At 71.0% G+C, this 24,572-nt stretch carries 23 protein-coding genes and 1 CRISPR repeat array; of the genes, 11 read left to right on the forward strand and 12 right to left on the reverse strand.

The genetic code is table 11. The annotated features are described in order from the left end of the window. Positions 1 to 173: 173 nt before the first annotated feature. Positions 174 to 2,417 carry a CRISPR-associated endonuclease Cas3'' gene (locus ACI1MP_RS31115; RefSeq protein ID WP_404870026.1) on the reverse strand — a complete coding sequence of 748 codons (2,244 nt, stop codon included), beginning with the start codon at positions 2,415 to 2,417 and terminating at the stop codon, positions 174 to 176. 393 nt (positions 2,418 to 2,810) lie between these two features. Between ACI1MP_RS31115 and ACI1MP_RS31120 the strand changes: the two genes are divergently transcribed. The 7 genes from ACI1MP_RS31120 (at position 2,811) to cas2 (ending at position 8,687) form a co-directional block, all read left to right on the forward strand. Beyond that, a complete protein-coding gene (locus ACI1MP_RS31120) occupies positions 2,811 to 3,077 on the forward strand; it encodes a hypothetical protein (protein ID WP_404870027.1) in 267 nt (88 codons plus the stop codon). Between the two features lie 225 nt (positions 3,078 to 3,302). Further along, entirely contained in the window at positions 3,303 to 3,962 is a 660-nt protein-coding gene (gene cas5c, locus ACI1MP_RS31125; protein WP_404870856.1) for a type I-C CRISPR-associated protein Cas5c, read from the forward strand. A gap of 4 nt (positions 3,963 to 3,966) precedes the next feature. After that, positions 3,967 to 5,760, forward strand: a complete 1,794-nt coding sequence (gene cas8c / locus ACI1MP_RS31130) for a type I-C CRISPR-associated protein Cas8c/Csd1 (protein WP_404870028.1) — start codon at positions 3,967 to 3,969, stop codon at positions 5,758 to 5,760. 20 nt (positions 5,761 to 5,780) lie between these two features. After that, positions 5,781 to 6,704 (forward strand): type I-C CRISPR-associated protein Cas7/Csd2, encoded by a 924-nt coding sequence (cas7c, locus tag ACI1MP_RS31135; RefSeq protein ID WP_404868378.1) that lies wholly within the window; start codon positions 5,781 to 5,783, stop codon positions 6,702 to 6,704. After that, the gene (cas4, locus tag ACI1MP_RS31140; RefSeq protein WP_404868377.1) at positions 6,701 to 7,366 is read left to right on the forward strand and encodes a CRISPR-associated protein Cas4; all 666 of its coding nucleotides are present in this window, start codon (positions 6,701 to 6,703) and stop codon (positions 7,364 to 7,366) included. The genes cas7c and cas4 overlap by 4 nt, the downstream gene beginning before the upstream one ends. Then, a complete protein-coding gene (cas1c, locus tag ACI1MP_RS31145) occupies positions 7,363 to 8,397 on the forward strand; it encodes a type I-C CRISPR-associated endonuclease Cas1c (RefSeq protein ID WP_404868376.1) in 1,035 nt (344 codons plus the stop codon). Before cas4 ends, cas1c begins: the two co-directional genes overlap by 4 nt. Continuing rightward, positions 8,397 to 8,687, forward strand: a complete 291-nt coding sequence (gene cas2, locus ACI1MP_RS31150; RefSeq protein ID WP_404868375.1) for a CRISPR-associated endonuclease Cas2 — start codon at positions 8,397 to 8,399, stop codon at positions 8,685 to 8,687. Before cas1c ends, cas2 begins: the two co-directional genes overlap by 1 nt. A 138-nt stretch (positions 8,688 to 8,825) precedes the next feature. Beyond that, a CRISPR array of direct repeats spans positions 8,826 to 10,246; the repeat unit is 37 nt; unit sequence GTGGCGGTCGTCCTTCGGGACGGCCGAGGATCGCAAC. An 810-nt stretch (positions 10,247 to 11,056) separates the two neighbouring features. On the opposite strand, the gene ACI1MP_RS31155 is transcribed toward cas2, so the two are convergent. The 5 genes from ACI1MP_RS31155 to ACI1MP_RS31175 all read right to left on the reverse strand — a co-directional run bounded on the left by ACI1MP_RS31155 (position 11,057) and on the right by ACI1MP_RS31175 (position 14,811). Continuing rightward, positions 11,057 to 11,641 (reverse strand): hypothetical protein, encoded by a 585-nt coding sequence (locus ACI1MP_RS31155; RefSeq protein WP_404870029.1) that lies wholly within the window; start codon positions 11,639 to 11,641, stop codon positions 11,057 to 11,059. 142 nt (positions 11,642 to 11,783) lie between these two features. Further along, a complete protein-coding gene (locus tag ACI1MP_RS31160; protein WP_404870031.1) occupies positions 11,784 to 12,074 on the reverse strand; it encodes a hypothetical protein in 291 nt (96 codons plus the stop codon). Further along, a complete protein-coding gene (locus ACI1MP_RS31165) occupies positions 12,071 to 12,571 on the reverse strand; it encodes a hypothetical protein (protein ID WP_404870032.1) in 501 nt (166 codons plus the stop codon). The genes ACI1MP_RS31160 and ACI1MP_RS31165 overlap by 4 nt, the downstream gene beginning before the upstream one ends. Then, complete coding sequence (locus ACI1MP_RS31170) at positions 12,568 to 13,272, reverse strand: DUF4328 domain-containing protein (RefSeq protein WP_404870033.1); 705 nt, start codon at positions 13,270 to 13,272, stop codon at positions 12,568 to 12,570. The genes ACI1MP_RS31165 and ACI1MP_RS31170 overlap by 4 nt, the downstream gene beginning before the upstream one ends. 48 nt (positions 13,273 to 13,320) lie before the next feature. Then, positions 13,321 to 14,811 carry a transferase gene (locus tag ACI1MP_RS31175; RefSeq protein ID WP_404870035.1) on the reverse strand — a complete coding sequence of 497 codons (1,491 nt, stop codon included), beginning with the start codon at positions 14,809 to 14,811 and terminating at the stop codon, positions 13,321 to 13,323. 268 nt (positions 14,812 to 15,079) lie between these two features. On the opposite strand from ACI1MP_RS31175, the gene ACI1MP_RS31180 reads away from it, so the two are divergent. Next, positions 15,080 to 15,589 carry an SRPBCC family protein gene (locus ACI1MP_RS31180; protein ID WP_380344652.1) on the forward strand — a complete coding sequence of 170 codons (510 nt, stop codon included), beginning with the start codon at positions 15,080 to 15,082 and terminating at the stop codon, positions 15,587 to 15,589. 9 nt (positions 15,590 to 15,598) lie between these two features. Here the strand turns inward: ACI1MP_RS31180 and ACI1MP_RS31185 are convergent, their stop codons facing one another. Further along, on the reverse strand, positions 15,599 to 16,213 hold the full coding sequence (locus tag ACI1MP_RS31185) for a hypothetical protein (RefSeq protein ID WP_380344655.1): 615 nt from the start codon (positions 16,211 to 16,213) through the stop codon (positions 15,599 to 15,601). Next, positions 16,210 to 16,758, reverse strand: a complete 549-nt coding sequence (locus ACI1MP_RS31190) for an RNA polymerase sigma factor (RefSeq protein ID WP_404870037.1) — start codon at positions 16,756 to 16,758, stop codon at positions 16,210 to 16,212. The genes ACI1MP_RS31185 and ACI1MP_RS31190 overlap by 4 nt, the downstream gene beginning before the upstream one ends. Before the next feature lie 412 nt (positions 16,759 to 17,170). Between ACI1MP_RS31190 and ACI1MP_RS31195 the strand changes: the two genes are divergently transcribed. Both ACI1MP_RS31195 and ACI1MP_RS31200 read left to right on the forward strand, forming a co-directional pair. Beyond that, positions 17,171 to 17,995, forward strand: coding sequence for an SAM-dependent methyltransferase (locus tag ACI1MP_RS31195; protein WP_404870038.1), 825 nt, complete (start codon positions 17,171 to 17,173; stop codon positions 17,993 to 17,995). A 165-nt stretch (positions 17,996 to 18,160) separates the two neighbouring features. Then, a complete protein-coding gene (locus ACI1MP_RS31200) occupies positions 18,161 to 18,676 on the forward strand; it encodes a DinB family protein (protein ID WP_380344664.1) in 516 nt (171 codons plus the stop codon). Positions 18,677 to 18,711: 35 nt separating this feature from the next. Here the strand turns inward: ACI1MP_RS31200 and sigJ are convergent, their stop codons facing one another. Continuing rightward, on the reverse strand, positions 18,712 to 19,584 hold the full coding sequence (gene sigJ, locus ACI1MP_RS31205) for an RNA polymerase sigma factor SigJ (protein WP_380344674.1): 873 nt from the start codon (positions 19,582 to 19,584) through the stop codon (positions 18,712 to 18,714). 189 nt (positions 19,585 to 19,773) lie between these two features. Here sigJ and ACI1MP_RS31210 point away from each other — a divergent pair, with 189 nt between their 5' ends. After that, positions 19,774 to 20,835, forward strand: coding sequence for an LUD domain-containing protein (locus tag ACI1MP_RS31210; RefSeq protein WP_404870039.1), 1,062 nt, complete (start codon positions 19,774 to 19,776; stop codon positions 20,833 to 20,835). Positions 20,836 to 20,849: 14 nt separating this feature from the next. On the opposite strand, the gene ACI1MP_RS31215 is transcribed toward ACI1MP_RS31210, so the two are convergent. The 3 genes from ACI1MP_RS31215 to ACI1MP_RS31225 form a co-directional block, all read right to left on the reverse strand. After that, entirely contained in the window at positions 20,850 to 21,446 is a 597-nt protein-coding gene (locus ACI1MP_RS31215) for an O-methyltransferase (RefSeq protein ID WP_404870040.1), read from the reverse strand. A gap of 37 nt (positions 21,447 to 21,483) precedes the next feature. Next, the gene (locus ACI1MP_RS31220; RefSeq protein WP_152644867.1) at positions 21,484 to 22,026 is read right to left on the reverse strand and encodes a hypothetical protein; all 543 of its coding nucleotides are present in this window, start codon (positions 22,024 to 22,026) and stop codon (positions 21,484 to 21,486) included. 553 nt (positions 22,027 to 22,579) lie between these two features. Then, complete coding sequence (locus ACI1MP_RS31225; RefSeq protein WP_404870041.1) at positions 22,580 to 24,265, reverse strand: hypothetical protein; 1,686 nt, start codon at positions 24,263 to 24,265, stop codon at positions 22,580 to 22,582. Between the last annotated feature and the right edge of the window lie 307 nt (positions 24,266 to 24,572).

Genomic DNA, 24,572 nt, shown 5'->3' on the forward strand with positions numbered 1-24,572 from the left:
CGAGTCGGTTGACCCGCCGGTGGCGGTCGTTTTGCGGGACGGCCGCGGATCGCAACGTCGCCGACGCGGCCCGGCGCGCCCACCAGATCGGACTGCGCCCAAGTGCGGTCGTCTCGTGGTCGGCGTGAGTGGAACGAGGGAGGCTCCGGGGCGGTTTCCGTGCTGAGGAGGGTTCAGAGGAGGAAGGCGGTTCGGTCTTCGGGTTGGGCGGGGTCGAGTCCGCGGTGGGGGTGGTAGGCGCCGTTCCACAGGAGGAGGTTGCCGATGATGGGTTCGGCGAGGCCGGTGGTGAGGGCGGCGTCGGCTTCGTGGCGGGGGAGTTGGGCGGTGTGGGGCTGGAGTCGGCGTAGTGGTTCCGGGCCGCACGGGTAGGGGGATCTGAGGGCGGCGATGTCGGCTTCGACGGCGGCGCGGTGGGCTTCGTCGCGGATGACGATGACGGGCCGGTTGAGGGTGTCGTCGATCATGCGGAAGGCGTCGTCGACGGCGGGGAAGTCGAGTTGGGTGCGCAGGGTGTCGATGTGGGTGCCCATGCCGGTGGGGCCGCTGCCTTGGAGGGTGTAGCGCAGCGGGTAGTACTTGTCGAGGGCGTCGAGGTTGTCGGGTCGGGCGAGGTCCGGGCCGATGTGGGCGGCAGTGGCGTCGAGTGCGGCGGTGTAGGCCTTGTCGCGGGGCTGTCCGGCGTCGTGGACCTTGAAGACGACGACGGTGCCGTGGGCCTGGTGGCCTTCGCGGTTGCACCGGCCGGCGGCCTGCTGCAGGGACTCCGCGGGCGCCCAGGCGCGGAACACACGGGGGAAGTCGAGGTCGACGCCGGCTTCGATCAGCTGGGTGGACACGACGTGGATGTCGCCGCCGTACTCCAGGAGCCTGCGGATGTGCTCGATGACCTCATCGCGGTGGCCGGCGGTCATCCGGGTGGACAGGTGCAGGACGGTACCGCTCGCCCGTTCTTCCAGGAGGCGGTGCAGGTGTGCGGCGTCCTTGGTGGTGTTCACCACCGTCAGTGTCTGGCGGCCGCTGCGCCGGCCGATTTCGTCGGCCATCGACTCCCAGGTGACGTCGGGGCCGGTGCGCCAGTCGTAGGTGACGCGCCGCAGCTCTTCGAACAACTCGGCCGGGTCGGTGATGAGTTGGCGGCGGGGGAGTCCGTCGAGCTGGGCGAGGGACCAGAAGGCGGGCTGGGTGGCGGAGGTGAGGACGACGGTGGTGCCGAAGTGGTCGACCAGGCCGCGCAGGGCGCTGAGGATCGGGGCCAGGAGCCGGTCCGGCAGGGCCTGGACCTCGTCGAGGACGATGACCGCGCCGGCCAGGCGGTGGATCTTGCGCATGGCGGCGGGCCGGTGGGAGAAGAGCGACTCGAAGAGTTGGACGGTGGTGGTGACGACGAACGGCGCGTCCCAGTTCTCGGCGGCGGTGCGCGCCCAGGTTCCCTTCGCGCCGTCCAGGTCGACCGAGCTGTGATGCTCCAGAACGGTCGGGGGAAGGTCCGGGTCGTCGGGGTCGAGCATGTCGCGGTAGGTGCGGGCGTTCTGCTGGGTGATGCTCGTGTAGGGGACGGCGACGACGACATGGCGGTGGCCGTGCGCGACGGCGTGGTGCAGGGCGAAGCCGGCGGAGGTGAGGGTCTTCCCGCCGCCGGTGGGCACGTGGAGCACGTACATGCCGGGCGCGCCGGTCGCTGCGGCCACCGCCTCCTCGTAGACCCGCCGGCGGATGCCGTCGATCTTCGAGGCGCGGCGCCGGGACAGGGCTTCGTTCCGGCGCGTGTCGAAGACTTCCAGCAGGTGCGTCATGTCGGCGTCGGCCCGGACCTGCGCGGGCGTGTTCGCGAAGTGGGCGCTGGTGTCGAGGAAGTCGGCATCGACCACGCAGCTGAACAGCATCCGCACCAGCAGGTCACGGTTCAACTTGCCTTCCGGGCCTGTCGCGCGGGCGAGCCAGGCCGGCAGGGTGATGCGTCTGGTCGGGACGATCTCCGGGACGACGGCCGCCGTGCGGGCGATCGCCTCCTCGATCAGCGCCTGGTTCGCGTGGGCGCCGGTTTTCACGGCGTGGACGAGATCTTTCACCTTCTGGAGTTCGGGGAGTCCACCGTGGTGCCCCTGCACGATGGCGCCGAACGGGACCCCCGTGTGCGAGGCGGCCAGCCAAGTGCCGGCCTCCTTGTGGGGGACGCCGATCTTGCGCTGCTGCTTCTCCGCCTGGTCCAGGCCGTGCTGCCAGGCGCACGAGCCCTTTCCGGCGTCGTGGATCAGGGTCAGGTACTCGGCCAACTCGCCTGCGCCGAAGGCCGATCCGAACCGGCGCGCCAGCGAGGCGGATCCCCGGAGATGGTCCTCCAGGGTGTGGCGGGCACCTGGTAGGTTCCGGCTGTGGGCCCACAGTGGTGCCGCTTCGCTGTTTGAACCGTCCATAGTGGCTACCTTGTTCACGGCCGGACCGTACCGCTGCTGACTGACGTCGGCGGGCAGCGGTTCGGAACCCCCAGTGTGCAGCCGACACGCGGATCGCGCCGAAGCAGGATGTCCGAAGTCTGTGGATTTGCCTGTCCGGTTGGTCGCGCAAGCGCGCGAGAGACGGTCGGTTTCCGCTGATGGGCCGGCGTGGCGGTCGCCCTTCGGGGCGGCCGAGGATCGCAACCGGCACCCGTTCCGGCGGCGCGACCGGCTACCCGGACGTGGCGGTCGCCCTTCGGGGCGGCCGAGGATCGCAACGAATAAGTCAATCGGCATCACCCCAGGTGAGCGGCCGTGGCGGTCGCCCTTCGGGGCGGCCGAGGATCGCAACCGCCCGAACACCCCGGAGCTGTGGAGCACGGTCAGTGGTGGCGGTCGCCCTTCGGGGCGGCCGAGGATCGCAACGCCGAGCTGGCGGCGCTCGCCACGAATCCGCCGGCGTGGCAGTCGCTCTCCGGGGCGGCAGAGGATCGCAACCGGGCAGAAATCCGGCCGTGTGGCATGGAGATTTCCAGTCATTTCTGTCTCCTGTTCGGTCGCGGATCGGTCGCCATTGGTCACCGGCTGGTCTCGGAGTTGGGTTTGTCGACCTTTTCGTCGGCTCTTGGTCAATGCTGATCGAACCTGTTCTCCGTGGCGGGTGTGGGGAGGTCTCTGCGCTCCGGTCGTTGTCGGTGGGCTGGTCTACGGTCGCCTCGGCGCAGCAGAACTGATGCTGCGCCATCTTCTGTGTGTGGAAAGGCGATTGTGGTGGCCGGAAGGGTTGCTGCGGCGGGGGAGCGGGATGCTCTTGCTCGTCGTCGGGGGAATTCGGGGTGGGTGTTCCCGGATCTGGTGGTGGAGGTGTGGGGGCCTCTTGCGTGTTTCACCAGGCCGGAGTTGAAGTCGGAGCGAGTGAGTTATCCGGTGATGACTCCGTCGGCTGCGACGGGGGTGTTGGAGGCGATCTACTGGAAGCCCGAGTTCCGGTATGTGGTGCGGGCGATCGAGGTGCTGCGGCCGGTTCAGTGGTTGCAGGTGCGTCGCAACGAGGTGAAGTCGGTCGTCACTGCGAAGAAGGTGCAGGAACTCCAGACGGTTCCGGGTGCCCGGTACGACGTGGAGGAGGACCGCGACCAGCGGAACACGATGGCGTTGGCGGACGTCGCGTACCGGATCCGGGCGCAGATCGTGGTGGCGCGGCACGCGAACGCGCCGGAGGAGAAGTTCCGGGAGCAGTTGCGGCGGCGGGTGGATCGGGGTGCGTGTTTCTCGCAGCCGTTCCTGGGGTGCCGGGAGTTCAGCGCGTCGTTCGGGCCGGCGAGCGAGGCGCCCGCGCTCGTGGGGCGGACCGAGGAGCTGGGTGTGATGCTGCACTCGATCGTCTACACGCCGAAGGGCGAGCGGTACCGGTGGTTCCGTGCGCGGCTGGTGGACGGGGTGATGGAGGTGCCCGAGGAGCCGCTGTCCGCGGACGCGGTGGCGTTGCCGTCGGCGCCGTGGCGTGTCGACGGCGAGGGGTGAACCGGTGCTGCTGCAGCGGTTGGCCGAGCAGGCCGAGCGGTTGGATGGCCTGCCGCCGGAGTTCTACCGGTACCGGCAGATCGACTGGGCGCTGGTGATCACGACCGGCGGCGCGGTCCCGTCCTTGGCCGATCGCCGGCCGCCGCCGAAGTCCAGGGGCGAGGCGACCGTCGAGGCGGTGCCGTACGTGCAGCGGTCGGGAACGCGCGTGCCGCCGTTCCTGCTGGTGGACACCGCCGAGTTCGTCCTCGGCCGCGCCCGCGGCGAAGGCGACGAGCACGGGCCGAGCGAGAAGGACGTGGCCGAGGCCGCCCGCAGGCGGGGGGAGTACCTCGCCCTGCTGCGCCGCTGGGCGGACGCGGTGCCTGACGATCCGTCGGCCGGCCTGGTTCTGGACGTGCTCACCCGCGGCCTCGCCGAGAGCGAGGTTCCTCCGGAGGTGGACGCCCGGCACACGGTCGGCGTGCTGGTGGACGGCCGCTGGTTGCACGAGCGCGCATCGGTGCGGGAGTTGTGGGCGCGCGTCGTACGCGAGCGCAAGGGCGCCGGCGGTGCGGAGCAGGAACTGTGCCTGGTGTGCGGCGAGCCGGGCGACCTGCTGGCGACGATCCCCGAGCCGATCAAGAAGGGCGCGATCCCGTCGACCGGCGGCAGCAACGAGGCGCAGCTGGTCAGCGTCAACTCGCCCGCGCAGGGCCGTGGCGGGGCCGTCAAGCTGGTCAACACCCCGGTGTGCGACCGCTGCGGGAGCCGCTCCATGGCCGCGCTGAACACCATGCTCGCCTCCGGCCGGCACCGCCGTTCCCTGTCCGACGGCGTGCTGCTGTGGTGGACGCGCGAACCCGTCGACGAGCCGCTCATCGAGCTCATCGACGACAACGACCCGGATCCGGACGCCGTCGCCCACCTCATCGACGCCCTCCACGAAACCCCCGACCCGGCCGCCGCCGGCCGCGTCGACCCCAACGACTTCTACGCCCTCACCCTGGGCCTGAACAACGCCCGCACCGTGGTGCGGGAATGGCTCGACGTCCCCCTGCACACCGTCAAGGCCAACCTCGGCGCCTGGTTCGAGGACCACGGCGTCCACGACGGCTGGCGCGGCACCACCCGCTACCTGCCCCTGTGGCACCTCACCCTCGCCGCCGGCCGCCACAACGGCACCCAGTACGTCAAGGGCACCGCACCCCACGGCATCGAACGCGAACTCCTGCACAGCGCCCTGCGCCGCACCCCGCCACCGGCGCGCCTGCTCCCGCTCCTGCTCCAGCGCATCCGCGCCGACCACCGCATCGACGCCCCGCGCACGGCGCTGCTGCGCCTCGCCCTCAACCGCTCCCACGACCGAACGGACCGCCCGATGCCCAGGCTCGACTCCGACAGCACCGACCCCGCCTACCTGTGCGGGCGGGCGTTCGCCGTCCTGGAAGCGATCCAGACGGCGGCCCTGCCCGACGTGAAGGCCACCATCGGCGACAAGTACTTCGGCACCGCGATGACCGCCCCGGCCGCGGTCCTGGCCAACCTCCGCCACGGAGCCAACGCCCACCTCAAGCGCCTGCGCCGCGACAAGCCGGGTGCTCACACCGCCCTGAGCGAGCGGCTGGCGCAGGTCCTCGGCGCGCTCACCGACGACCCGCCCACGCACCTGTCGCCCCGCGAGCAGGCCCGCTTCGTCATCGGCTACGAACAGCAGCGCGCCGCCGACTTCGCAGCCAAAGCCGCGGCAACGGCCGCCAAAGCCGCGGCGAAGGCAGCCAAGGCTGCCGCGAACACCCCCGACGAACAGCCCTCCTGACCGAACGTCAACCCCAGCCCGTGCGAAACCTTCTGGAGAACGAGACCGCCATGAACGACGCCCACCTCGACCCCGCCCGCAAGCACGACTTCGTCTTCCTCGTCGAGGCCGTCGACAGCAACCCCAACGGCGACCCCGACGCCGGCGGAAGCCCCCGCACCGACCCCGTCTCCGGACAGGGCCTCATCACCGACGTCGCCATCAAGCGCAAGATCCGCAACACCGTCGCCATGCTCAACCAGCACCAGCCCAAGCCCGGCTACGACATCTACGTCGAAGCCGGCGTCGCCCTCAACAGCCAGCACGAACGCGCCTACACCGCCCTCGGCCCCAAGACCCAGCAGGCCGACGCCCGCACCTGGATGTGCCAGACCTTCTACGACATCCGAATGTTCGGCGCCGTCATGAGCACCGGCAAGAAGCCCGCCGGCCGCGTCCAGGGCCCCATGCAACTCACCTTCTCCCGCTCCATCGACCCGATCACCCCCCTGGAGATCGGCATCACCCGCGTCACCCCCACCAAGCAGGAAGACGTCGACGCGTTCAACAACCCCACCGAGGACAAGAAGGGCAAGGAGACCGAGATGGGCACCAAGCACATCGTCCCCTACGCCCTGTACCGCGGAGCCGGCCACTTCAGCGCCCCGCTCGCCGCCCGCACCGGCGTCACCAGCGACGACCTCGCCATGTTCTGGCGCGCCTTCGAGATCATGTTCGAACACGACCGCGCCGCCGCCCGCGGCAGCCTCGCGCTGCGCGGCCTCTACGTCTTCACCCACGACGACGCCTTCGGCCGCCTGCCCTCCCACACCCTCTTCGACCGCATCCGCATCAAGCAACTCCACGACGCCACCGCCCGCAACATCACCGACTACGGCCCCATCGACATCGACGAAACCGGCCTTACCGACGCCGGCGTCGCCTTCACCCGCATCGTCGGATGACCCACCCCAACCCCCGACCGGGAGACGGCGACCAACCCCAAGTCGCCCTCTCCTGGCTGGAGCACTACACCTACTGCCCCCGCCAGTGCGCCCTCATCGTCCTCGAGGACGCTTTCACCGACGACGCCGCCACCACCCGCGGAACCCTCCTCCACCAACGCGTCGACACCCCCGGCAACCGCGGACGCGGAACCATCCGCACCCTGCACGCCCTCCCCGTCTGGCACGACGGCCTCGGACTCACCGGAACCTGCGACACCGTCGAACTCCACGACAACGGCACCATCCTGCCCGTCGAACACAAATCAGGCCGCTACCACCCGGGCGGCCCCGCCGACGTCCAAGCAGCAGCCCAAGCCCTTTGCTTGCAACACATGTTCCAACAACCCGTACCCCACGCCGCGATCTACTCCGCAGCCGACCGACGACGCCACACCATCACCATCACCCCCGAACTCCACCAACGCGTCGAGGCCGCCACCCGAGCCGTCCGCCAACTCCTCACCACCCATCAACTACCGCCACCCACAACCGACAACCGCTGCCGCCGCTGCTCCATGGCCACCACCTGCATCCCCACCATCCTCACCCGCACCCGCCCCTACCAGCACGCCCTCACCGACCTCTACACCCTCCCCGACGAAGAACCCACATACCCATGACCCTCGAACTCCTCAACACCCTCTACGTCCAAACCCAAGGCACCGACCTCCGCCTCGACCAGGACTCCCTCCGTATCCACCTCCCCGACACCCCCGGCCGCAAGACCCTCCCCCTGCGACGCCTCGACGCCATCGTTCTCTACGGCCACATCAACCTCTCCACCGAACTCCTCACCCGCTGTGCCCAGGACGGACGTCCCATCACCTGGATGACCCGGGGCGGACGCTTCCAAGCACGCCTCGAAGGCCCTGTCCGTGGCAACGTTCTCCTGCGCCACGAACAACACCGCGCCCACACCGACCCCGACCAGCGACTCGCCATCGCCCGCAACACCGTCGCCGGAAAAATCCGCAACAGCCGCTGGATCCTGCTCCGCGCCGCCCGCGACACCAACCCGACCGCACAGACCCGCATCCGCGAAGCCGCCGCCAAACTCGCCGAAGCACTCACCGACACCCAGCACACGGACTCGCTCGACACCCTCATGGGCATCGAAGGCAACGCCGCCCGCAACTACTTCGCCGCCCTCCGCGACATACACCGGCCCACCGACGGAATCCCCGCCTTCACCCACCGCAACCGCCGCCCACCGACCGACCCCGTCAACGCCACCCTCTCCTTCACCTACGGACTGCTGCGTAACCTCGTCCACGGCGCCATCGAACAGATCGGCCTCGACCCCTACATCGGCTTCCTCCACGGCCTGCGCCCCGCGAAACCGGCCCTCGCCCTCGACCTGATGGAAGAATTCCGACCCGTCCTCGCCGTCCGATTCGCCCTCACCCTCCTCAACCGCCGAGAACTGAGGACCCATCACTTCGACACCCTCGCAGGCGGAGCCGTCAACCTCACCGAAGACGGCCGCAAAACGGTCCTCGCCGCCTGGCAGGAATGGAAGACCCAACCCTGGGAACACCCGGCAGCCGGCCGGACAGTCCCCGCCGCACTCCTCCCGGTCCTGCAGTGCCGCATCCTCGCCCGCCACATCCGAGGCGACCTCCCCGGATACCTACCCTGGACGGCCGGCTGATGGACCTGCTGCTCACCTACGACGTCGACACCACCACACCCGAAGGCCGCCGCCGGCTCCGGAAAGTCGCGAAGCTCTGCGAAGGCCACGGCCTGCGGGTCCAGAAGTCCGTCTTCGAGATCGCCGCGACCGACGTCGACCTCCTGCACCTCCTCAACGACATCGGCAACACCATCGACGGCAACACCGACAGCATCCGGATCTACCGCCTCCCGCACAACGGCTTCAACGACGTACGGACACTCGGCATCGCCCGAGTGCAAAGCCACCGTGAGGACCTCATCCTGTGACAGAGCACGGTTCGGAACCCCAAGTGCACACACGCCACGCGGATCGCACCGAAGCGTGATGTCCGAGTTGAGTGGAATCAGCCGGTGAACGGTCTCCGCATCGCAGTCACTCGGGACGTGTTCACCCTGGTTATATGCGTGGCGGTCGTCCTTCGGGACGGCCGAGGATCGCAACTCCGAGCAGCAGCGCGCGGTCATCGAGCGGCTGCTGACGTGGCGGTCGTCCTTCGGGACGGCCGAGGATCGCAACACCACCGAGACCGGCACCTGGCTGCACCCCGAGACGTGGCGGTCGTCCTTCGGGACGGCCGAGGATCGCAACCTCCAGCACGCCGGGCGCGGACTCCACCAGCTGCGTGGTGGCGGTCGTCCTTCGGGACGGCCGAGGATCGCAACCCCGCGCCCGCGCGCGTTGCCGACGGCGTGCCGGTGTGGCGGTCGTCCTTCGGGACGGCCGAGGATCGCAACGCCCCGGCGCTGCGCGGCGGCACCCGGCAGTTCCTGGTGGCGGTCGTGCTTCGGGACGGCCGAGGATCGCAACTCGTGCGCGGCCAGGACGTCATACACGTCGCCCCAGGTGGCGGTCGTCCTTCGGGACGGCCGAGGATCGCAACGAGTCGTGGGCCGCACACCAGCTCGGCATGGATGGCGTGGCGGTCGTCCTTCGGGACGGCCGAGGATCGCAACACCCAACCGATCGTCACCTGGTGCCAGGACCCCGAGTGGCGGTCGTCCTTCGGGACGGCCGAGGATCGCAACCGCCGTACCGCGCTGGTGTCGGGCCCCACCGAGGTGGTGGGGGTCGTCCTTCGGGACGGCCGAGGATCGCAACCGCATGGAGCACGGAGCCAACCCGGTCGGCCAGGCGTGTGGCGGTCGTCCTTCGGGGCGGCCGAGGATCGCAACCCGCAGACTCCGGTGCCCGTCGTCGTCGACCTGCAGGGTGGCGGTCGTCCTTCGGGACGGCCGAGGATCGCAACCCGCAGACTCCGGTGCCCGTCGTCGTCGACCTGCAGGGTGGCGGTCGTCCTTCGGGACGGCCGAGGATCGCAACCACCCGACCGCCCGAAACACTGTCGCCGCCTTGGTCGTGGCGGTCGTCCTTCGGGACTGCCGAGGATCGCAACGGGCTCGACGAGCAGCAGGCCGCGAAGCGCCTGGACGGTGGCGGTCGTCCTTCGGGACGGCCGAGGATCGCAACGCGCCCTCGGGTCGAACGTGAAGGACTGCCGCAGCGTGTGGCGGTCGTCCTTCGGGACGGCTGAGGATCGCAACTCCCGGTCCGAGCGCAGCTCCGCGACCGTGTCGTCGAGTGGCGGTCGTCCTTCGGGAGGGCCGAGGATCGCAACCTCGCTTCGACGCTCATCGACGGCGCGATCGGCGAGGTGGCGGTCATCCTCCGGGACGGCCGAGGATCGCAACTCCTCCGGCCGGGCTGGTTGGCACGGGTGGCGGTCATCTTTCGGGACGGCCGAGGATCGCAACTACCTGGTGGGCGAGGTCACCTACGCGGTCCGCGGCGGTGGCGGTCGTCCTTCGGGACGGCCGAGGATCGCAATCTCCGGATGGTGTAGTCGGGGAGGGCGTGGAGTCCCAGGTGACGGTCATCGACGGGTTGTTCAGGTCGTACAACCCGGAGCATGGGCAGAGCGATGGCGTCAAGCCTCGGACTGGTCCCCCGAGCGGGTCACAGCGAGCCCCGAGAATTTCGGTGAGACCGAAGAAAATAGATGGGGTCTGGGTTTGATGCGGCCATTTCTGGCTGACGTTCGGCTCGGGTTGAATTGATTTAACTCCGCGATGCCGGGTCTCTGTCCGGTGACGTCCTGGGCGATCCGCGGGAATCTCTGGATCCACGGCTGGAGTGGCGCTACCCTGGAGACATGAACGCCACCCGGACCCTCCGTCAAGCCCCTGGCCTGGGGACCAGCTGGGGACCACACGTCATGCGCGCTGGCGTGCGAGGTGCACGAAACGCGCTCATCTGCACACGCACGACGTGTGCGTGAGTGCACTTCAGGCAGGAATAGGGAGACCCTTCCTGACTGGGGGTCAAGAGGTTCAACCGATGCCCGCCCATCGCGTCTGGTGCCGCAAGCGGGTGAAGAGCACCGAATCCCAGTGGGGCCGGCGACCTCGTCGGAGCTCGCCGTCGCGCAGCACCTGAGCCTCTCGTCCGGCTGCCGCTCCCTCGGTCAATGGCGTGATCGCCCGCGGCGAGATCACCGCCCGCGCCCGGTCCTGGCCGAGCGGCCGAGAGCGCGGAGGCCTTGTCCCGTTCCCTGGACGGGGCCTCCGCGCTTTCGGCCTCCCGAGTGTCGCTCGGCCAGCGCGTTCACAGGATCGCCGGGCTGTGCGGGACCCCCGGGTCAGGCGGTGGTGCTCCAGCTGTGGGCGACGTCGATGACGAGGCGGTTGTCGAGCTGGAAGACCTGGAACGGCAGGCGGGCGCGGACGCCGAGGCCGAACTGGGATTCGCCCTCCAGGCTGCCGGCGAAGCGGGCGTCCACGAAGGTGCGGTGGCCGGTCAGGTCGACGCCCGGGAGGGGGTCGCCCGAGCGGGCCGGGTAGACCTTCTGCCAGGTGGCGGGGTCGTAGGCGCTCGCGCCGACGACGATCTCCAGGACGGCGCCGCCGCTCACCGGGATCGGTGTGCCGGAGCCGGCCTGGTAGACGACGTTGGCGTTCATGTAGTGCACCCGGTAGGCGAGCGGGTTCTCCTGCGAGGTGCCCGGGACGTCGATCACCAGGCGGTCGAAGCACTCGTGGGCGCCGGTGCGGACGTTCGTCAGCGCCTGCGGCTGGTACGGGACGGTCCGGTCCTGCCGGTCCAGGCTGCCCCACACGGTCGAGCAGTCAGTGGTGGCCGTGACAGCCGAGGCCGTCGGGACCGTGGTCGCCGCCACCCCCGCGGCGAGCATCACGGCAGCCAGCGCGGTGGTCCACCGTCGCATGTCGTTCCCCCTTCCGGGCCGGCCCCGTTGGCCGGCCCGTAGTAGTCCACGCGTCGGCGGCCGGAAAGGTATCGGCCATCAGGGGGCTGCTCCTTCCGCGTTCTTGACCAAGGCGTGGTGAGCCGGGCACCCGGCACCACCCTCACCGCCCGGCCCTGCGTGCCGCCTCGCGGATCGCCTCCGCGTACGGGGTGTCGAAGGCCTGCGTCTCGGCGGGGAGGTCGTGGAAGGGGACGAGGGCGCGGTGGGTGGGGTTCACCGACTGCATCCAGGCCGACCAGGCGTCGTGGACGTCCTCGTCGGTGACCTGGGTGCCCTTGGCCCGGAGCAGTACCGCGTAGCTGCGGAACAGGTCGTCGGAGTCGGCCGGGGGCCGGGCGCTCGGCGGCAGGCAGGAGCGGATGAGTTCGGCGAGCTGGTCGAGGTAGGTCACTTGAGCATTGTCCCCAGCAGGATGAAGAGATAGACCGCGGCGAAGACCCAGGGCACGAACCGTTCGGAGACGCCCAGTTCCGCGTAGCGCCTGCGTCCGACCGGGGGCGGGTCCTGCTTGAGGTAGTTCCATTCGGCAGTGAAGACCTTGACCGGCAGGCGGTCCTCGAGTTCGTTGATGACCTTGAACTTCGCCGTGTTGAGGTCGCGGTAGCTTTGCAGTTGGAGCCACCAGGCGGTGGAGAGGGTGAGGCCGGCCGCGGTGACGGCGCCGACCGTCCACCACGCGGACGGTGCGAGCCAGGGGGCGCCGAACCCCACCACGGCGACCAGGGTGGTCTGTACGGAGAGGAAGAAGGCGTTGGCCGTGCCGCGGCGGGCGGAGACCCGGTCGGCCATCTCCACCGCGAGCTTGTACAGCTCCAGGACTTCCGGCGAAGGTTTCGGCTCGGGCGATGGCGATGGCGATGGCGACGGCGGTGCGGATGCGGTGGTCACTGGTCGTCTCCGACGGTCTGCGGCGCCTGGTTCTGCCACGCGGTGACCTGCCTGACGATGAGGACGACCAGCACGCCGGCCGCCACGGCCAGCACCGCGAACAGGAGAGACACGTTCGCGTTGGCGAGGACGTCGCTTTCACTGGTCCAGTCCTGCTTGGCCAGGCGCCACTGGATCGGCCTGACCAGGCCGAGCAGGACGAAGCATGCCCACCAGGCCTTGACCAGAGCGCCGGGGGCGGATCGCCGGGGCGAGCTGGCCTGCCAGACGTCCGAGACGATCTGGTAGGGGTACCAAAAGTTCACCACGGGGGTGATCCATGAGCCGACGATCCAGATCCGGGTGCGGCGCTGCGTGTCGCGGCCGCGGAGCGACTCGGCGTTGATGCGGGCCCGCCACAGCCAGACGAGGAACGCCACGCCCGCCGCACTCCAGGGCAGGTACGACAGCAGCGCCGACCCCGACAACGCCGTGAGGGCGTCGGCGTCGGCGGCAACGAGTTCCGCCTCGGTGGCCGTCCCGTCGAGGTAGGCGTGGATGAGCTCGTAGTCCCGCCAGTTGGCCACCAGGACCACCAGCTCCCGCAGGAGCACAATCAGGATCAGCACCGTCACCGCTGCCGCCCACCCGCTCACCGGCCTGCGCCGCGTTCCCTCGGTGGCGCTCGCGGCACCGGTACTGCCTTGCTGTGCGTTGTCCATGGTTCCCCTCTCTTGACGTCAGTTCTTCCGAAGTCACGCCGAGCGGTGCTACCAGAGGCCTGCCAGTTCGAGCAGCCGGTACGGCAGCGCCAGGACTGCGATCGCCACGGAGCCCTTGCCCAGGGTGGCGAGCGGGCTGCTGTCGCTGCGCAGCACGAACATGCGGCCGCGGACACCCGTCGCTGCGAGTGCGGCCTTCATCGCGCGGACCGTCCGACGGGCCGGCGACGGCTCCCAGAACACTGCCTGGACCGGCGTGAACGTGCGTCGAAGCCTGCCGCGAGGCGGTTCTGTGCCGGGAGCGGGCTCGATCGCCCGCACGTGCGGCGTCCAGTCCGCGCCGAACGTGACGGCGGCCGAGATCCAGGAGGTGTCCGCGGCGATCTCCTCCAACCGCAGCGGCACGGGTAGCCGGCCGTCCGTGCTGGCGGCCGTGTCGCTGACCCGGCCCGGTGTCAGCAGGACCAGCTTGCCTGCGGGCTGAGTGGCGACGGCCTGCTCGATCTCCCACCGCAGCCCCGCCCCGGTGCCCACTCGCAGCACGATGAGTCGGGACAGGTCCATCAGGTGGAGAATCGTCGGTTGCCAGTCGTCCAGTGGCAGGTAGAACCGGGCCGCGCCGAGCAGGGGCAGGGGCTCGCCCGGCCGGCCCACCGCGATCACGGGGCCGAACGCGGCCAGCGCGGCGGCGAGTTGTTCCTCCCGGGAGTGGAGGTTGAGCGCCACCCAGTCGTCGATCCTGGCGGCGGTGCCGTCGTCGGCGAAGCTGCGCAGGTAGAGCACGGGCCGACGGCCGTCGGCCTGCAGTGCACGGGCGGCGGGCCGCGCCGAGCGGGGCCGGGTGCGTCGCAGAATCAGGAAGCCTGCGCCGAGGGCGGCCAGTCCCGCGGGCAGCAGGACGAGTTGGACGGCCACCGGATTCTGGAAGCCCGACCGCTGGGCCGTGTTGACGGCGAAGTAGCCGGCGGTGAACAGGCAGTACCCGATGCTGCTCGCCGTCAGGAACAACGGTCGGCGCCACCACGGCTGCGGTTCGGCGAATCGGCTGACGGTGCGGGCGGCTTCCGCCGCAGCCGCCAGACGTTGCCGACGCAACATCAGCGCCGGTGCGGTGAGGACCACAGCCGCGACCGCGAGCCACAGCGCCGCCTGTGCTTCCGCGTCCACGGCCCGACGGAGTGCCGACCGGTCCCGTTCGACGTCCGCCTGCAGCGTGCCGGTGCGGGCCAGGGCACCCGGTCCGTCGTTCCGGCGTACGAGGTCGACGGTGGTGGAGACCGTGCTCCGGGCGCGGCCGGGCGGGGCGTTCTCCTCGAACCACTGTGCGGCCGCCACGAGTTCGGGCCGGACGGCCGTGTCGCCACTCGCGAATCGGTCCACCCGGGCGGCGAAGGCCGCGGCGCGGACCTGGGCATCACGAAAGCGGTCACCGGTCTGAATGTCCTGAGCTGCGGTGATCGCGAGGTGCAGTGTGAGGTAGCCGGCAGTCAGGGCGATCGCAGTGATCAGGCGGGCAACCGTCCGCCATCCGGAAAGCATTCAGCACCCCCTGCGCCGGAGTGTCCCCCGCTCCGGCACAGTTCGATGGTGGCACACGCTCGGACGGGACCAAGCCGCTTTCCCGAACTCGGCGCCGGGTCGACGACGGGGCGTGACTGTGCTGCCGGTCGAGGCCCGGGTAGCGGGAGTGCGGCGCCGGACCTGATCGTGCCCCACGTTCGGGTGGGCTGTCGGTACATGACACCCTGGCGGGAGCAGGGCCCCGGCCGTGGGCCGGGTGGATCGGGATCGACAGGAACGAGGCAACGTGCGACTCTCCGACGAATTCGGCGTGGTGGTCGAGGCGACGATTCCGGCGCCGCCGGAGCGGGTGTGGGAGCTGGTGGCGGACATCTCGACCTCGCCGCGGTTCAGTCCGGAGCTCCAGCGCACCGAGTGGTTGGAGGGTGCGGAGGGGCCCGCGGTGGGGGCGTGCTTCGCCGGGCACAACGCGAGGGCGGACGGGCATCGGTGGCAGACCGTCAATCGGATCACCGAGCTCAGCCCGAGTCGGCGCTTCGCCTGGTCGGTGCTGCCGGACACCGCCACCGCGCAGGGTGACGCTTTCGCCCACTGGTTCTACGAGTTGACCCCCGAGGGCGCCGGGACCAGGGTGCGCCACGGCATGGGGATGGGCAACCTGCCCACCCCGCTGCACGCTTTCGTCGCGGCCAACCCGGAGCGGGAGGAGGCGATCGTCGAGGCCCGCCTCGTCAGTCTCCGCGAGGGTATCGGGGCGGTCCTGGAGGGCATCGCCGCCGAGGTCGTCCGGGCCTGAGCCGACCGGTCAGCGGGGGGTGTCCTCGGTGGCCGCGCGGAGGTGGTGGACGACGTCGGGGCTCCAGTGCGGGATTTCGGGCCAGTCGCCGTTGTCGTCCTCCACGGGGAGGGACTTGAGGACGGCGGCCAGCCGCGGAGGGAGCCGCGGAGACATGCCCTGCTTGCAGAGGGCGAGTATTTCGGCGCGGACGCTGCGCGACACCAGGGGGCGGTCGGGGGAGGACAACTGCCAGGCAGGCTGGGGGAGTTGGGCCAGGGACTCGGCCTGGAGGCGCCAGAAGTTGGCGTCCTTGGGCTCGCCGCGGGACTGGTGCAGGAACCACAGGCAGGAGGCGGCGAGGTGGCTGCCGCCGCCGGCGGCGAACTCCCACCAGAAGCGGGCGCCCTCCTCGTAGTCGGCGAGGTTGAGCAGGACGCCCAGGACCAGGGCGCCGTCGGGGCGTTCGACCTCGCTGTCGACGAGTTTGGCGAGGGAGCTGGCCGCCGCCGGGTTGGCGAGGATCAGCGAGCACAGCATGGCCAGTTCGTGGCGGGCCTGACGGTGCGCCAGGCGCAGCGGGGCCGGGGCCGCGCCCCGGCCGCGTTCCAGGGCGACTCTGGTGGCGGCGGATCTTCCGCTCACGCGTTCCTCCGGGCGAGCTTCTCCTTGAGGCGGCTCTCGGCGTGGCGGGCGTGGGAGCGAACCGTCACGACCGTCGAGTCCAGGTACTCCGCGACCGTTTCGTCCCGGAGGTCCAGAGCGTAGCGGAGGATGATCACGTCCTGCTGGCGTTCGGGCAGGGAGAGGATCGCCTCGTAGGTGCCGAGCACGTCCGAGGCGAACCCCATGTGCATGCGGTGCATCGCCGTCCGGATCGCCACCCGCCACTGGTCCTGGGGGCCGTGCTGGTCGCGGTCGGCCGTCGCCGCGAGTCCCGCCCTGGAGATCTCCTCCTTCAGCACCCGCCAGGCCGAGGCGGCCGGGGCGGGTTCGCGCAGCAGCATCTGCCAGTCGCCCCACAGCCAGTCGCGGACCGCGTCGACCACGGCGTGGGCCTGCTCGTCGGACAGTCGGCAGGCGCGCGCCGCGGCGAGCCACGCCTGCTCGTGGGTCTCGCAGAACGCGTCGAACGTCAGCTGATCTCGCCGCTGCGGTGCCGCCAATCCGAACTCCGGGTCCACTGCCACCCCTCCCAGCGGGAGCGCCTCCCGCATCGACCGGATCGCGGCCCGCGACTCCTTCGCGCCAGACGCCGATGCCCTGACGAGGGGATTGTGCCCCCCTCACACCACCATTTCAGCGTATCGGGATCCCTGTGGTGAAAACGGAACTCTGCGAACATCCGTGGCACAGAAGCGAAAGTCGGACGGCCGGTTGAGGCTTCGTCAGCAGCAGAACCCGGTCGGCGAGTCGCGCGGGGGTTGGCCGGGGCGGGTGTGGGCATGGAGTCCGCAGGGCGCGACCAGGTCGGTTGCCCGGGCCGGTTCACGGGCGTGATCATAGGGGAATGATCGTATGACTTCCGCCCGAGGGGTGTGCCGCGGCATGTCCCCTCGGGCGGAGCAGACGGAGAACGCTCAGCGACCAGGGGGACGCGCGATGGCTGACGAGACCGCCCAGCAGACGCCGCAGATCGGCATCAACCTCAACATCCACCAGGCCCACTCGGCCCGGATGTACGACTACTACCTGGGCGGCGTGACCAACTTCCCCGCCGACCGGGAGGCCGCCGGTCGCGCGCTCGACGCCTTCCCCAACGCCCGGCTCGCCGCGCACGCCAACCGCGCCTTCATGCGCCGCGCCACCAGGACCATGGCCGAGCTCGGCATCGACCAGTTCCTCGACATCGGCACCGGCATCCCCACCTCGCCGAACCTGCACGAGGTCGCCCAGGGCGTCAACGCCGCGGCCCGGGTGGTCTACGCGGACAACGACCCGATCGTCCTCACCCACGCCGAGGCCCTGCTGGAGGGCACCGCCCAGGGCCGCACCGACTACGTCCAGGGCGACATCCGGGACGCCCGGACCATCCTCGACGCGGCCTCGCGGACGCTGGACCTGGACCGGCCCGTCGCGCTCAGCATGGTCGCCGTGCTGCACTTCGTCGCCGACCGGCCAGAGCAGAGCGCCCTCGACGTGGTCGAGGCGTTCACCTCGCGCCTCGCGCCGGGCAGTTACCTCGTCATCACCCACTTCACGGCCGACTTCGACCCCGAGGCCACCGCCCGGATGGAGAACGTCTACCGCAGCTCCGGCACCGACCTCCAGGCCCGCAGCCAGGAGGAGGTCACCACGCTCTTCCAGGGCTGGCGCCTGCTCGACCCCGGTGTCGTCGCCAGCCCCCGGTGGAACCCCGGCGGCGACGACACGGCCGTCACCGACGCGCAGGCGGGCTGCTACGGCGGGGTCGCCCAGCTGATGTGACGCCGCGAGCAGTCAACGCCGGTGCGGGACGGGCCAGTCGGGCGGGGTGAGTCCGCTCGGCAGGCCCGACCGGCACCGTCCTGTGCGCACAGGGGCTGAGCTGCTCCCGCCGGGCGGGCCGAAAACTCGTCGACGGATCGTCGGGCCTGCGGCAGACTGCGCGCGATGACTGAGCGAACCGACACGCCTCCCACCTGGGACGAGCGCACCCAGCTGACCACCTTCCTCGACTACGCCCGGGCCACCGCACGCGCCAAGTGCGAGGGGATCTCCGCCGAGGACGCCCGGCGGTCGCCACTGCCGGACTCGCCGCTGATGACGGTGTGCGGACTGATCAGCCACCTGCGGTGGAACGAGCACTGGTGGCTGGAGGCGGTGTTCCTCGGGGAGGAGCTGGTCGGGCCGTTGGCCGGGGCCACCGAGGAGGACCCGGACCCGGAGATGCGCACGGCGGTCGACGTCCCGTTGGAGCAGCTGCTCGCGGAGTACGAGGAACAGAGCGTCCGCTTCCGGAAGTTGGTCGCCGAGCACGACCTGGACGCGAAGGCCGTGCGGTCGTCCCGCAGCGGGCTGCACATGGACCTGCGGTGGATCCTGCTCCACCTGATCGAGGAGACCTCCCGGCACAACGGGCACCTCGACATCGTGCGCGAGCTGCTGGACGGGAGGACCTGGCAGTAGCCGGCCCCTGTGCGGGCACGGGGGCCGGCGGGGCGTCAGGCGTCGGCACTCGTCCAGGGGCGCAGCTTCTCCGGGTTGCGCACGCCCCAGATGTGGGTGATCCGGGCGTCGACGATCCGGAACGCGAAGACCGTGACGGTGACGCCGCCCTGCTGGGCGATCAGGCCCGGCTGGCCGTTGACGGTGCGCTCCAGGAAGGTCGTCCCGGGCACGAAGCGGGCGACGTCGAGATAGGCGCGGACGATGTTCTCCCGGCCGGTCAGCGGCTCCAGCAGGGCGCCGACCAGGCCGCCGCCGTCGGCGATCACCGTGGCGTCGGGGTCCAGCAGGTCCATCAGCGACCTGACGTCCTTCGCCTCCCAGGCCCGCTTGAAGTCCCGCACGATGCCCGCCTGGGCGCTCGACGGCGTGGCGGGCGCCGGCGAGGCGCGGATCCGGCGGCGGGCCGAGGTCGCCAGCTGGCGGCAGGCCGCCGCGGACCGGCCCAGGACCTCCGCCACCTCGGCGAACGGGTACTGGAAGATGTCGTGCAGCACGAACGCGACCCGCTCCGCCGGCGTCATCGACTCCAGCACCACCAGGAACGCCATGTGCACCGACTCGTCCAGGGTGATCCGGTCCGCGGGGTCGGCCGCCGCCCCGGCAGCCCCCTCCCGGTGCGCGGGCAGCGGCTCGGGGATCCACTCGCCCACGTAGCGCTCCCGGCGCGCCCGCGCGGAGCCCAGCAGGTTGAGGCAGATCCGCCCGGCCACCGTGGTCAACCACCCGCCGGGCGACTCGATCGCGGCCCGCTGCTGCTCGGACTGCGCGTACCAGCGGGCGTACGTCTCCTGCACGACGTCCTCGGCGTCGGCCAGCGAACCGAGCAGCCGGTACGCCAGGTTGGTCAGCCGGCGGCGCTCGCCCATGATCGCGTCGTCCAGCTCGTCCTCGTGGGTCTCGTTCACGCTGCCTCGCACTCCTCGTCGGTCGGGGCCCGGTCCCGGGCTCCCGATCGGTACGACGGAACAGCGGGTCGGAATGTGACGTCGCGCCGCCGCCTCACATTCCGTGCGGCCGCCTTGTCGTACTGGTCAGGAAGACGAACGGAGAATCCGATGACCACCTTTCAGGCGACCGCCGACCGCGTCGAGATCCAGGCGCTGCAGGCCGAGTTCACCGACGCGGCGATGATGCGGGACCGGGCCCGGCTCGCCGCGCTGTTCACCGCGGACGGCGTGCTGCGGATGCCCAACGTCCCGATCGAGCTGACCGGCCCCGAGCAGATCCGGCTCGGCGGCGAGAAGCTCCAGGAGCAGTGGGAGTTCTTCGTGCAGAACACCCACCCCGGCGCGATCGTGATCGACGGCGACACCGCCACCGGCCGCGCCCACATGCACGAGATCGCCCGGCTGCGCAATGGTATCCAGGGCCTCAACTACGCGATCTACCACGACCGTTACCGGCGCACTCCGGACGGCTGGCGGTTCACCGAGCGGGTCTACGAGCTCCGCTACCTGGACACCAGCCCGCTCGCCGGGTCCGCGCCCGAGCAGGCCGCGGCGCCGGCCACCCAGTACACCGAGCCGGTCTCCGCGGAGCGCCTGGAGCGGACGGCCGACGCGCTCGCCGCCCGCGGCTTCGGCGTGGAGATCCTGGCGGACGCCGAAGCCGCCCGCGCCCGGGTCCGGGAACTCGTCGCGGAGAAGGCCAGCGTCTACACCACGGCCAGCGAGACGCTGCGGCTGTCCGGCATCGACGACGACCTCAACGGCGACCGCTACCCCCGGTCCGTCAAGCCCCAAGTGCTGACCATGGACCGGGAGAGCGAGGCGGACGGGATCCGGCACCTGCTCGCCACCCCCGACGTGGTGATCGGCAGCGTCGCCGCGCTCACCGAGACCGGCTCCCTGGTGGTCGCCTCCGGCAGCGGCAGCCAACTGCCCGCGTACACCGGCGGCGCCGCTCGCGCGATCTGGATCGTCGGCGCGCAGAAGATCGCCCCCGACCTGCCCGCCGCGCTGCGCCGCCTGGAGGAGCACGCCCTCCCGCTGGAGACCGCCCGCACCGAGGCCGCCTACGGCGTGCCCAGCGCCGTCAACCAGCTGATGGTGTTCAACGCGCCGACCCGGTTCACCCAGGGCATCGTGCTGCTGCTCCGGGAGGCCGTCGGGTACTGAGTTCTGACGGCCGCTCAGGGGCGGCGGGTGGCCAGCAGGGTGGCGAGGTCCGGGGCGAGCCGGACCTCGGTGGTGAGCAGTGACGGATGGTCGTACCAGGCGGTGCGGCCGGTGTCCGGACGGCCCTGGTGGGTCGGCGGCCAGGCGGTGAGAGGCGTCAGGTCGTCGACCACCAGGGTGCCGGCCGCGGTCAGCAGCAGGTCCGGGTCGGCGGGCGGGGACTGCTTGCCGTTGCCGCCGCCGTCCAGCACCAGCAGGTCGAACGGGCCGTGCGCGGCGACCGCCGTCCAGTCGCCGTGCACGATCTCCAGGTCGGGGACGTCGGCGAACAACTCCCGGACGGCCGCGACCCGTTCGGCCTCCCGCTCGACACTCACCACCCGCACCCCCGGCCGCCGCCCGGCCAGCAGCCAGCCCAGGCCGACACCGCAGCCGGTGCCGGTCTCGCCGATCCGGCCCGCCGCGCCGCCCGCCAGCGCCCGGAGCAGCCGGCCGTGCTCCGGGCGGCAGGACTGGGCGAAGCCGAGACGCTCGGCCAACTCGACGGCGCGGACGACCGGTTCGGGCAGAGCGGCGCGGTCGGCGTAGGAGGCGGTTCCGGAGATCGACACGGCGGTCAGCGTATTCCTGTTCGGCGATGACGGGGAGTCAGACGGAGCGGCGGAGCAGGATGCCGCGGCTGCCCGGGGCCGGGCGGCAGGAGGCGGCGGCGCGCGGGGCCGCGAGATCGATCTCCTCGACCAGGAGCCAGCCCTGCTGGGCGGACAGCCAGGGCCGCAGGCGCCCGTCCAGGGCGGACGGGGCGAGCGCGACGAACAGCAGGTCGGTGCGCAGGGCGTGCAGCAGCTCCAGGTCCTGGCCGGCCTGCAGGGCCTCGATCAGCAGCACCGCCCCGAAGCGCCGGCGCACCGGCGGCGGGGCGGCCAGGTCGGCCGCGCTCAGCCGCAGGCGGGTGCGGCGGCCGAACGCAGAGAGCAGGCGCTGGCGCAACGCCGGATCGGGCTCGGCGGCGTGCACGGTGTAGCCGGCCTTGAGCAGCCGACCGGTCAACGCGCCGTCGCGCGCGCCGAGTTCGGCCAGCGAGCCACTACCGGGCGGACGGTGCCGGGCGACCCAGGCGGCCGTCGCATCGAGCCGGTCGGCCTCGTAGCGGGCACCGTCGGCGTCAGGCACCGCCAGAGTGTCGGTCACGGACATGTCCCGTCGCAGGTTCGAGGGTGCGGGCCGAAAACGACCCTAGCCACCGCCTTCGTTCGTGGTCCATACCACCAAGGGGGAAAGTTTACCGTTCACGGTCAATTCAAGGGAAGTGGCACGGAGGAAACAGGAGGGTGGGGCTGGAGGAACTGTTGGGGTGGGTGGGGGAGATGGGGCAGGAGGGTGGGAAGTGGATGACGGGGAGCTCCTGGGAGTGATGGGGCGCCGGGGGCGCCAAATACGTGGGAGGGGGCGGGAAGTGGCGCGGAGGAGACAGCAGGGTGGGGCTGGAGGAACTGTTGGGGCGGGTGGGGGAGATGGGACGGGAGGGTGGGAAGTGGATGACGGGGAGCTGTCGGGAGTGATGCGGTGCCGTGGGCGCCAATGCGTGGAGGGCGGCGGGAAGTAGCGGGGTGGGGCCGGCGGAACTGTTGGGGTTGCTGAGGTCTGTGCGTTGGCGGCCGACGTGCTGTCAAAAACAGCGCTGGGCAACGCCAAGGGCCCCGGCCGGGCGGGTGCCCGGGCGCGGGGCCCTTGGAGTGGTGGGTCAGGCGGGGTCGGAGAACTCGGTGAAGTCGGGGAGGTCGGTGAGGTCCGCGTCGAAGTCGTCGTCGTAGCGGTCGTCGCGCTCGGCGCGTTCCTCCCCGGGCTCGCGGCGGACCGGGGCGACCCGGCCGAGCTGCAGGGCGGAGTGCGCGGCCGACGCGCTCGCGTCGGAGATCACGCCGTCGGCGGGGTTCTCGCCGTTCTCACTGCCGTTGCCGTTCGCACCGCCGTTGCCGCCCTGGCCGCCGCCGCTGCGGCGCTGCGCGCCGCGGATGCCGCTGCCGCCGACCGGGCCGTAGCTGCCGCCGCCGGCCATGTGCATTCCGCCCATCATGCCGCCGGCCATCGGGGGACGGCCGGCCAGGCCCGCGGTGCTGGTGCCGGTACCGCCGCCGGAGCCCGAGCCGGAGCCGACGCCCGACACACCCTCGTGGTGGTCGCCCTCCAGGCTGGTGCCCAGGCGCATGGCACCGGTCTTGGAGCCGCTGCCGCCGGGCGGGGTGAGCCGGGTGGCGAAGCCTCCGGCCGCTCCGGCTCCGCCGACGCCGGGCGAGTCCGCCCCACCGCCGCCACCGCCGCCGCCACCGGAGTGGCCGCCGAGCGCGGCGCCGATGCCCTTGAGGTTCGGCTCCTTCAGGCCCAGCGTGTTGACCCCGCTGCCGCTGCCGCCGCGCGAGGACGAGCCGCCGACCGGGCCGAGCTTGGGCGACAGTGCGGCGAACGACGCGGCCAGCCCGGCGTCCGAGGAGCCGCCGCCCCCGCCGATCCGGGGCGTGCCGGCCGAATTGAGGCCGGTGCCGGTCGACAGGTCCGGGCTGAGCGGGTTCGCCACCATGGAGGCGATGCTGTTCAGCGACGTCCGGTTGCTGGCCTCGTTCTCGCTGAGGTTGCCGGCCAGCTTGTCCATCTTGCCGGCGGTGTCCCGGAACGAGCCCAGGATGCGCTTGAGCACGTCCTCGGCGATGGTCTGCAGGATCTTCTGGGCGACCTGGATCACCAGCTTGCCGAACGGGTCGCCGGACCCGCCCATCTTCAGGCCCGACACGATCCGCTTGAAGTCCATGCCGTGCGACTCGATGTCGTCCGCGCCGCGGCGCAGGTCGGCCGCGCAGGAGGCGACCTGGGCGAGATCGACGTTGAAGCCCTGGCCGTTGGAGTTGTTGGCCGGGGTCGGCACGATGTGCTGCGCCGCCTTGACGATCATGTCCTCGATCGGCTGGAGCAGCGTGTGGCCGAGCCGGCTGACCGCCTCGGACAGCAGCCGGTTCATCAGCTCGCGGCCGAGCCGGAGCACCGCCGCGGTGCTCCACGGGCCGGTCGACGAGGCCGCCGCCAGGCTCGCCTGGATGGAGAAGAGCTGGACGATCGACTGGGTCTTCGCCACCTCGATCACCACTGCTGCGGCATGCAGCACCTTGGCGATCGTCTGGCACGCCTCGACGATCACCTTGGAGTACTTGGTGATGGTGCTCCACAGCTCGGACAGTCGGTCCGCCGACGAGCCCTTGTAGACCTCGTGAAGCATCGTCAGTGCCTTGTCGGCCGCCATCTGGGCGGAGTCCAGAGCACTCGCGAACTTCTCCAGCTGGCTGGCCAGTTGGTTCAGTTCGTCTTCATTGGCATCGGGGAACCGTACGCCGAGCAGGCCTATGACCCCGTTGAGCCCCGATGGTAGTTGCACCGCCATTTGCCCGCCCCCAGCTGCTGCCCGCGGTAAGTCCCTGATAGCGCATTGCGACGATACACATACCGCACGCCGCCGACCACCTGCCAAACCCGAGTGTTATCCGCATTGTCGGCAAACCGGGACCTGACTACGGTGTGCGCATGGCATGGGGATCATGGTGGCGCGGCCGGTCCGGGACCGGTCCGGACGCCGCCGGGAGAAGCGCCGAACGGCCGTCCGCGCAGGTCGTGTTGGGTGCAGTGGCAGACGAACTGTCGGCACTGCACGGCGAGCCGTGGCGGGTCGAGGGGGAGGGCGGGGTCGAGGT

This window comes from Kitasatospora griseola (assembly GCF_044999035.1).
GTDB classification, from domain to species: Bacteria; Actinomycetota; Actinomycetes; order Streptomycetales; family Streptomycetaceae; genus Kitasatospora; species Kitasatospora griseola.

What these genes read in the sequence shown, in the direction of transcription:
- cas1c (WP_404868376.1), top strand. Translation starts at nt 7,363, where the DNA reads ATGACCCTCGAACTCCTCAACACCCTCTACGTCCAAACCCAAGGCACC.
- cas2 (WP_404868375.1), top strand. Translation starts at nt 8,397, where the DNA reads ATGGACCTGCTGCTCACCTACGACGTCGACACCACCACACCCGAAGGC.
- sigJ (WP_380344674.1), bottom strand. Translation starts at nt 19,584, where the DNA reads ATGGGCGAGCGCCGCCGGCTGACCAACCTGGCGTACCGGCTGCTCGGT.
- ACI1MP_RS31210 (WP_404870039.1), top strand. Translation starts at nt 19,774, where the DNA reads ATGACCACCTTTCAGGCGACCGCCGACCGCGTCGAGATCCAGGCGCTG.
- cas4 (WP_404868377.1), top strand. Translation starts at nt 6,701, where the DNA reads ATGACCCACCCCAACCCCCGACCGGGAGACGGCGACCAACCCCAAGTC.
- ACI1MP_RS31225 (WP_404870041.1), bottom strand. Translation starts at nt 24,265, where the DNA reads ATGGCGGTGCAACTACCATCGGGGCTCAACGGGGTCATAGGCCTGCTC.
- ACI1MP_RS31115 (WP_404870026.1), bottom strand. Translation starts at nt 2,417, where the DNA reads ATGGACGGTTCAAACAGCGAAGCGGCACCACTGTGGGCCCACAGCCGG.
- ACI1MP_RS31170 (WP_404870033.1), bottom strand. Translation starts at nt 13,272, where the DNA reads ATGGACAACGCACAGCAAGGCAGTACCGGTGCCGCGAGCGCCACCGAG.
- ACI1MP_RS31195 (WP_404870038.1), top strand. Translation starts at nt 17,171, where the DNA reads ATGGCTGACGAGACCGCCCAGCAGACGCCGCAGATCGGCATCAACCTC.
- ACI1MP_RS31155 (WP_404870029.1), bottom strand. Translation starts at nt 11,641, where the DNA reads ATGCGACGGTGGACCACCGCGCTGGCTGCCGTGATGCTCGCCGCGGGG.
- ACI1MP_RS31200 (WP_380344664.1), top strand. Translation starts at nt 18,161, where the DNA reads ATGACTGAGCGAACCGACACGCCTCCCACCTGGGACGAGCGCACCCAG.
- ACI1MP_RS31175 (WP_404870035.1), bottom strand. Translation starts at nt 14,811, where the DNA reads ATGCTTTCCGGATGGCGGACGGTTGCCCGCCTGATCACTGCGATCGCC.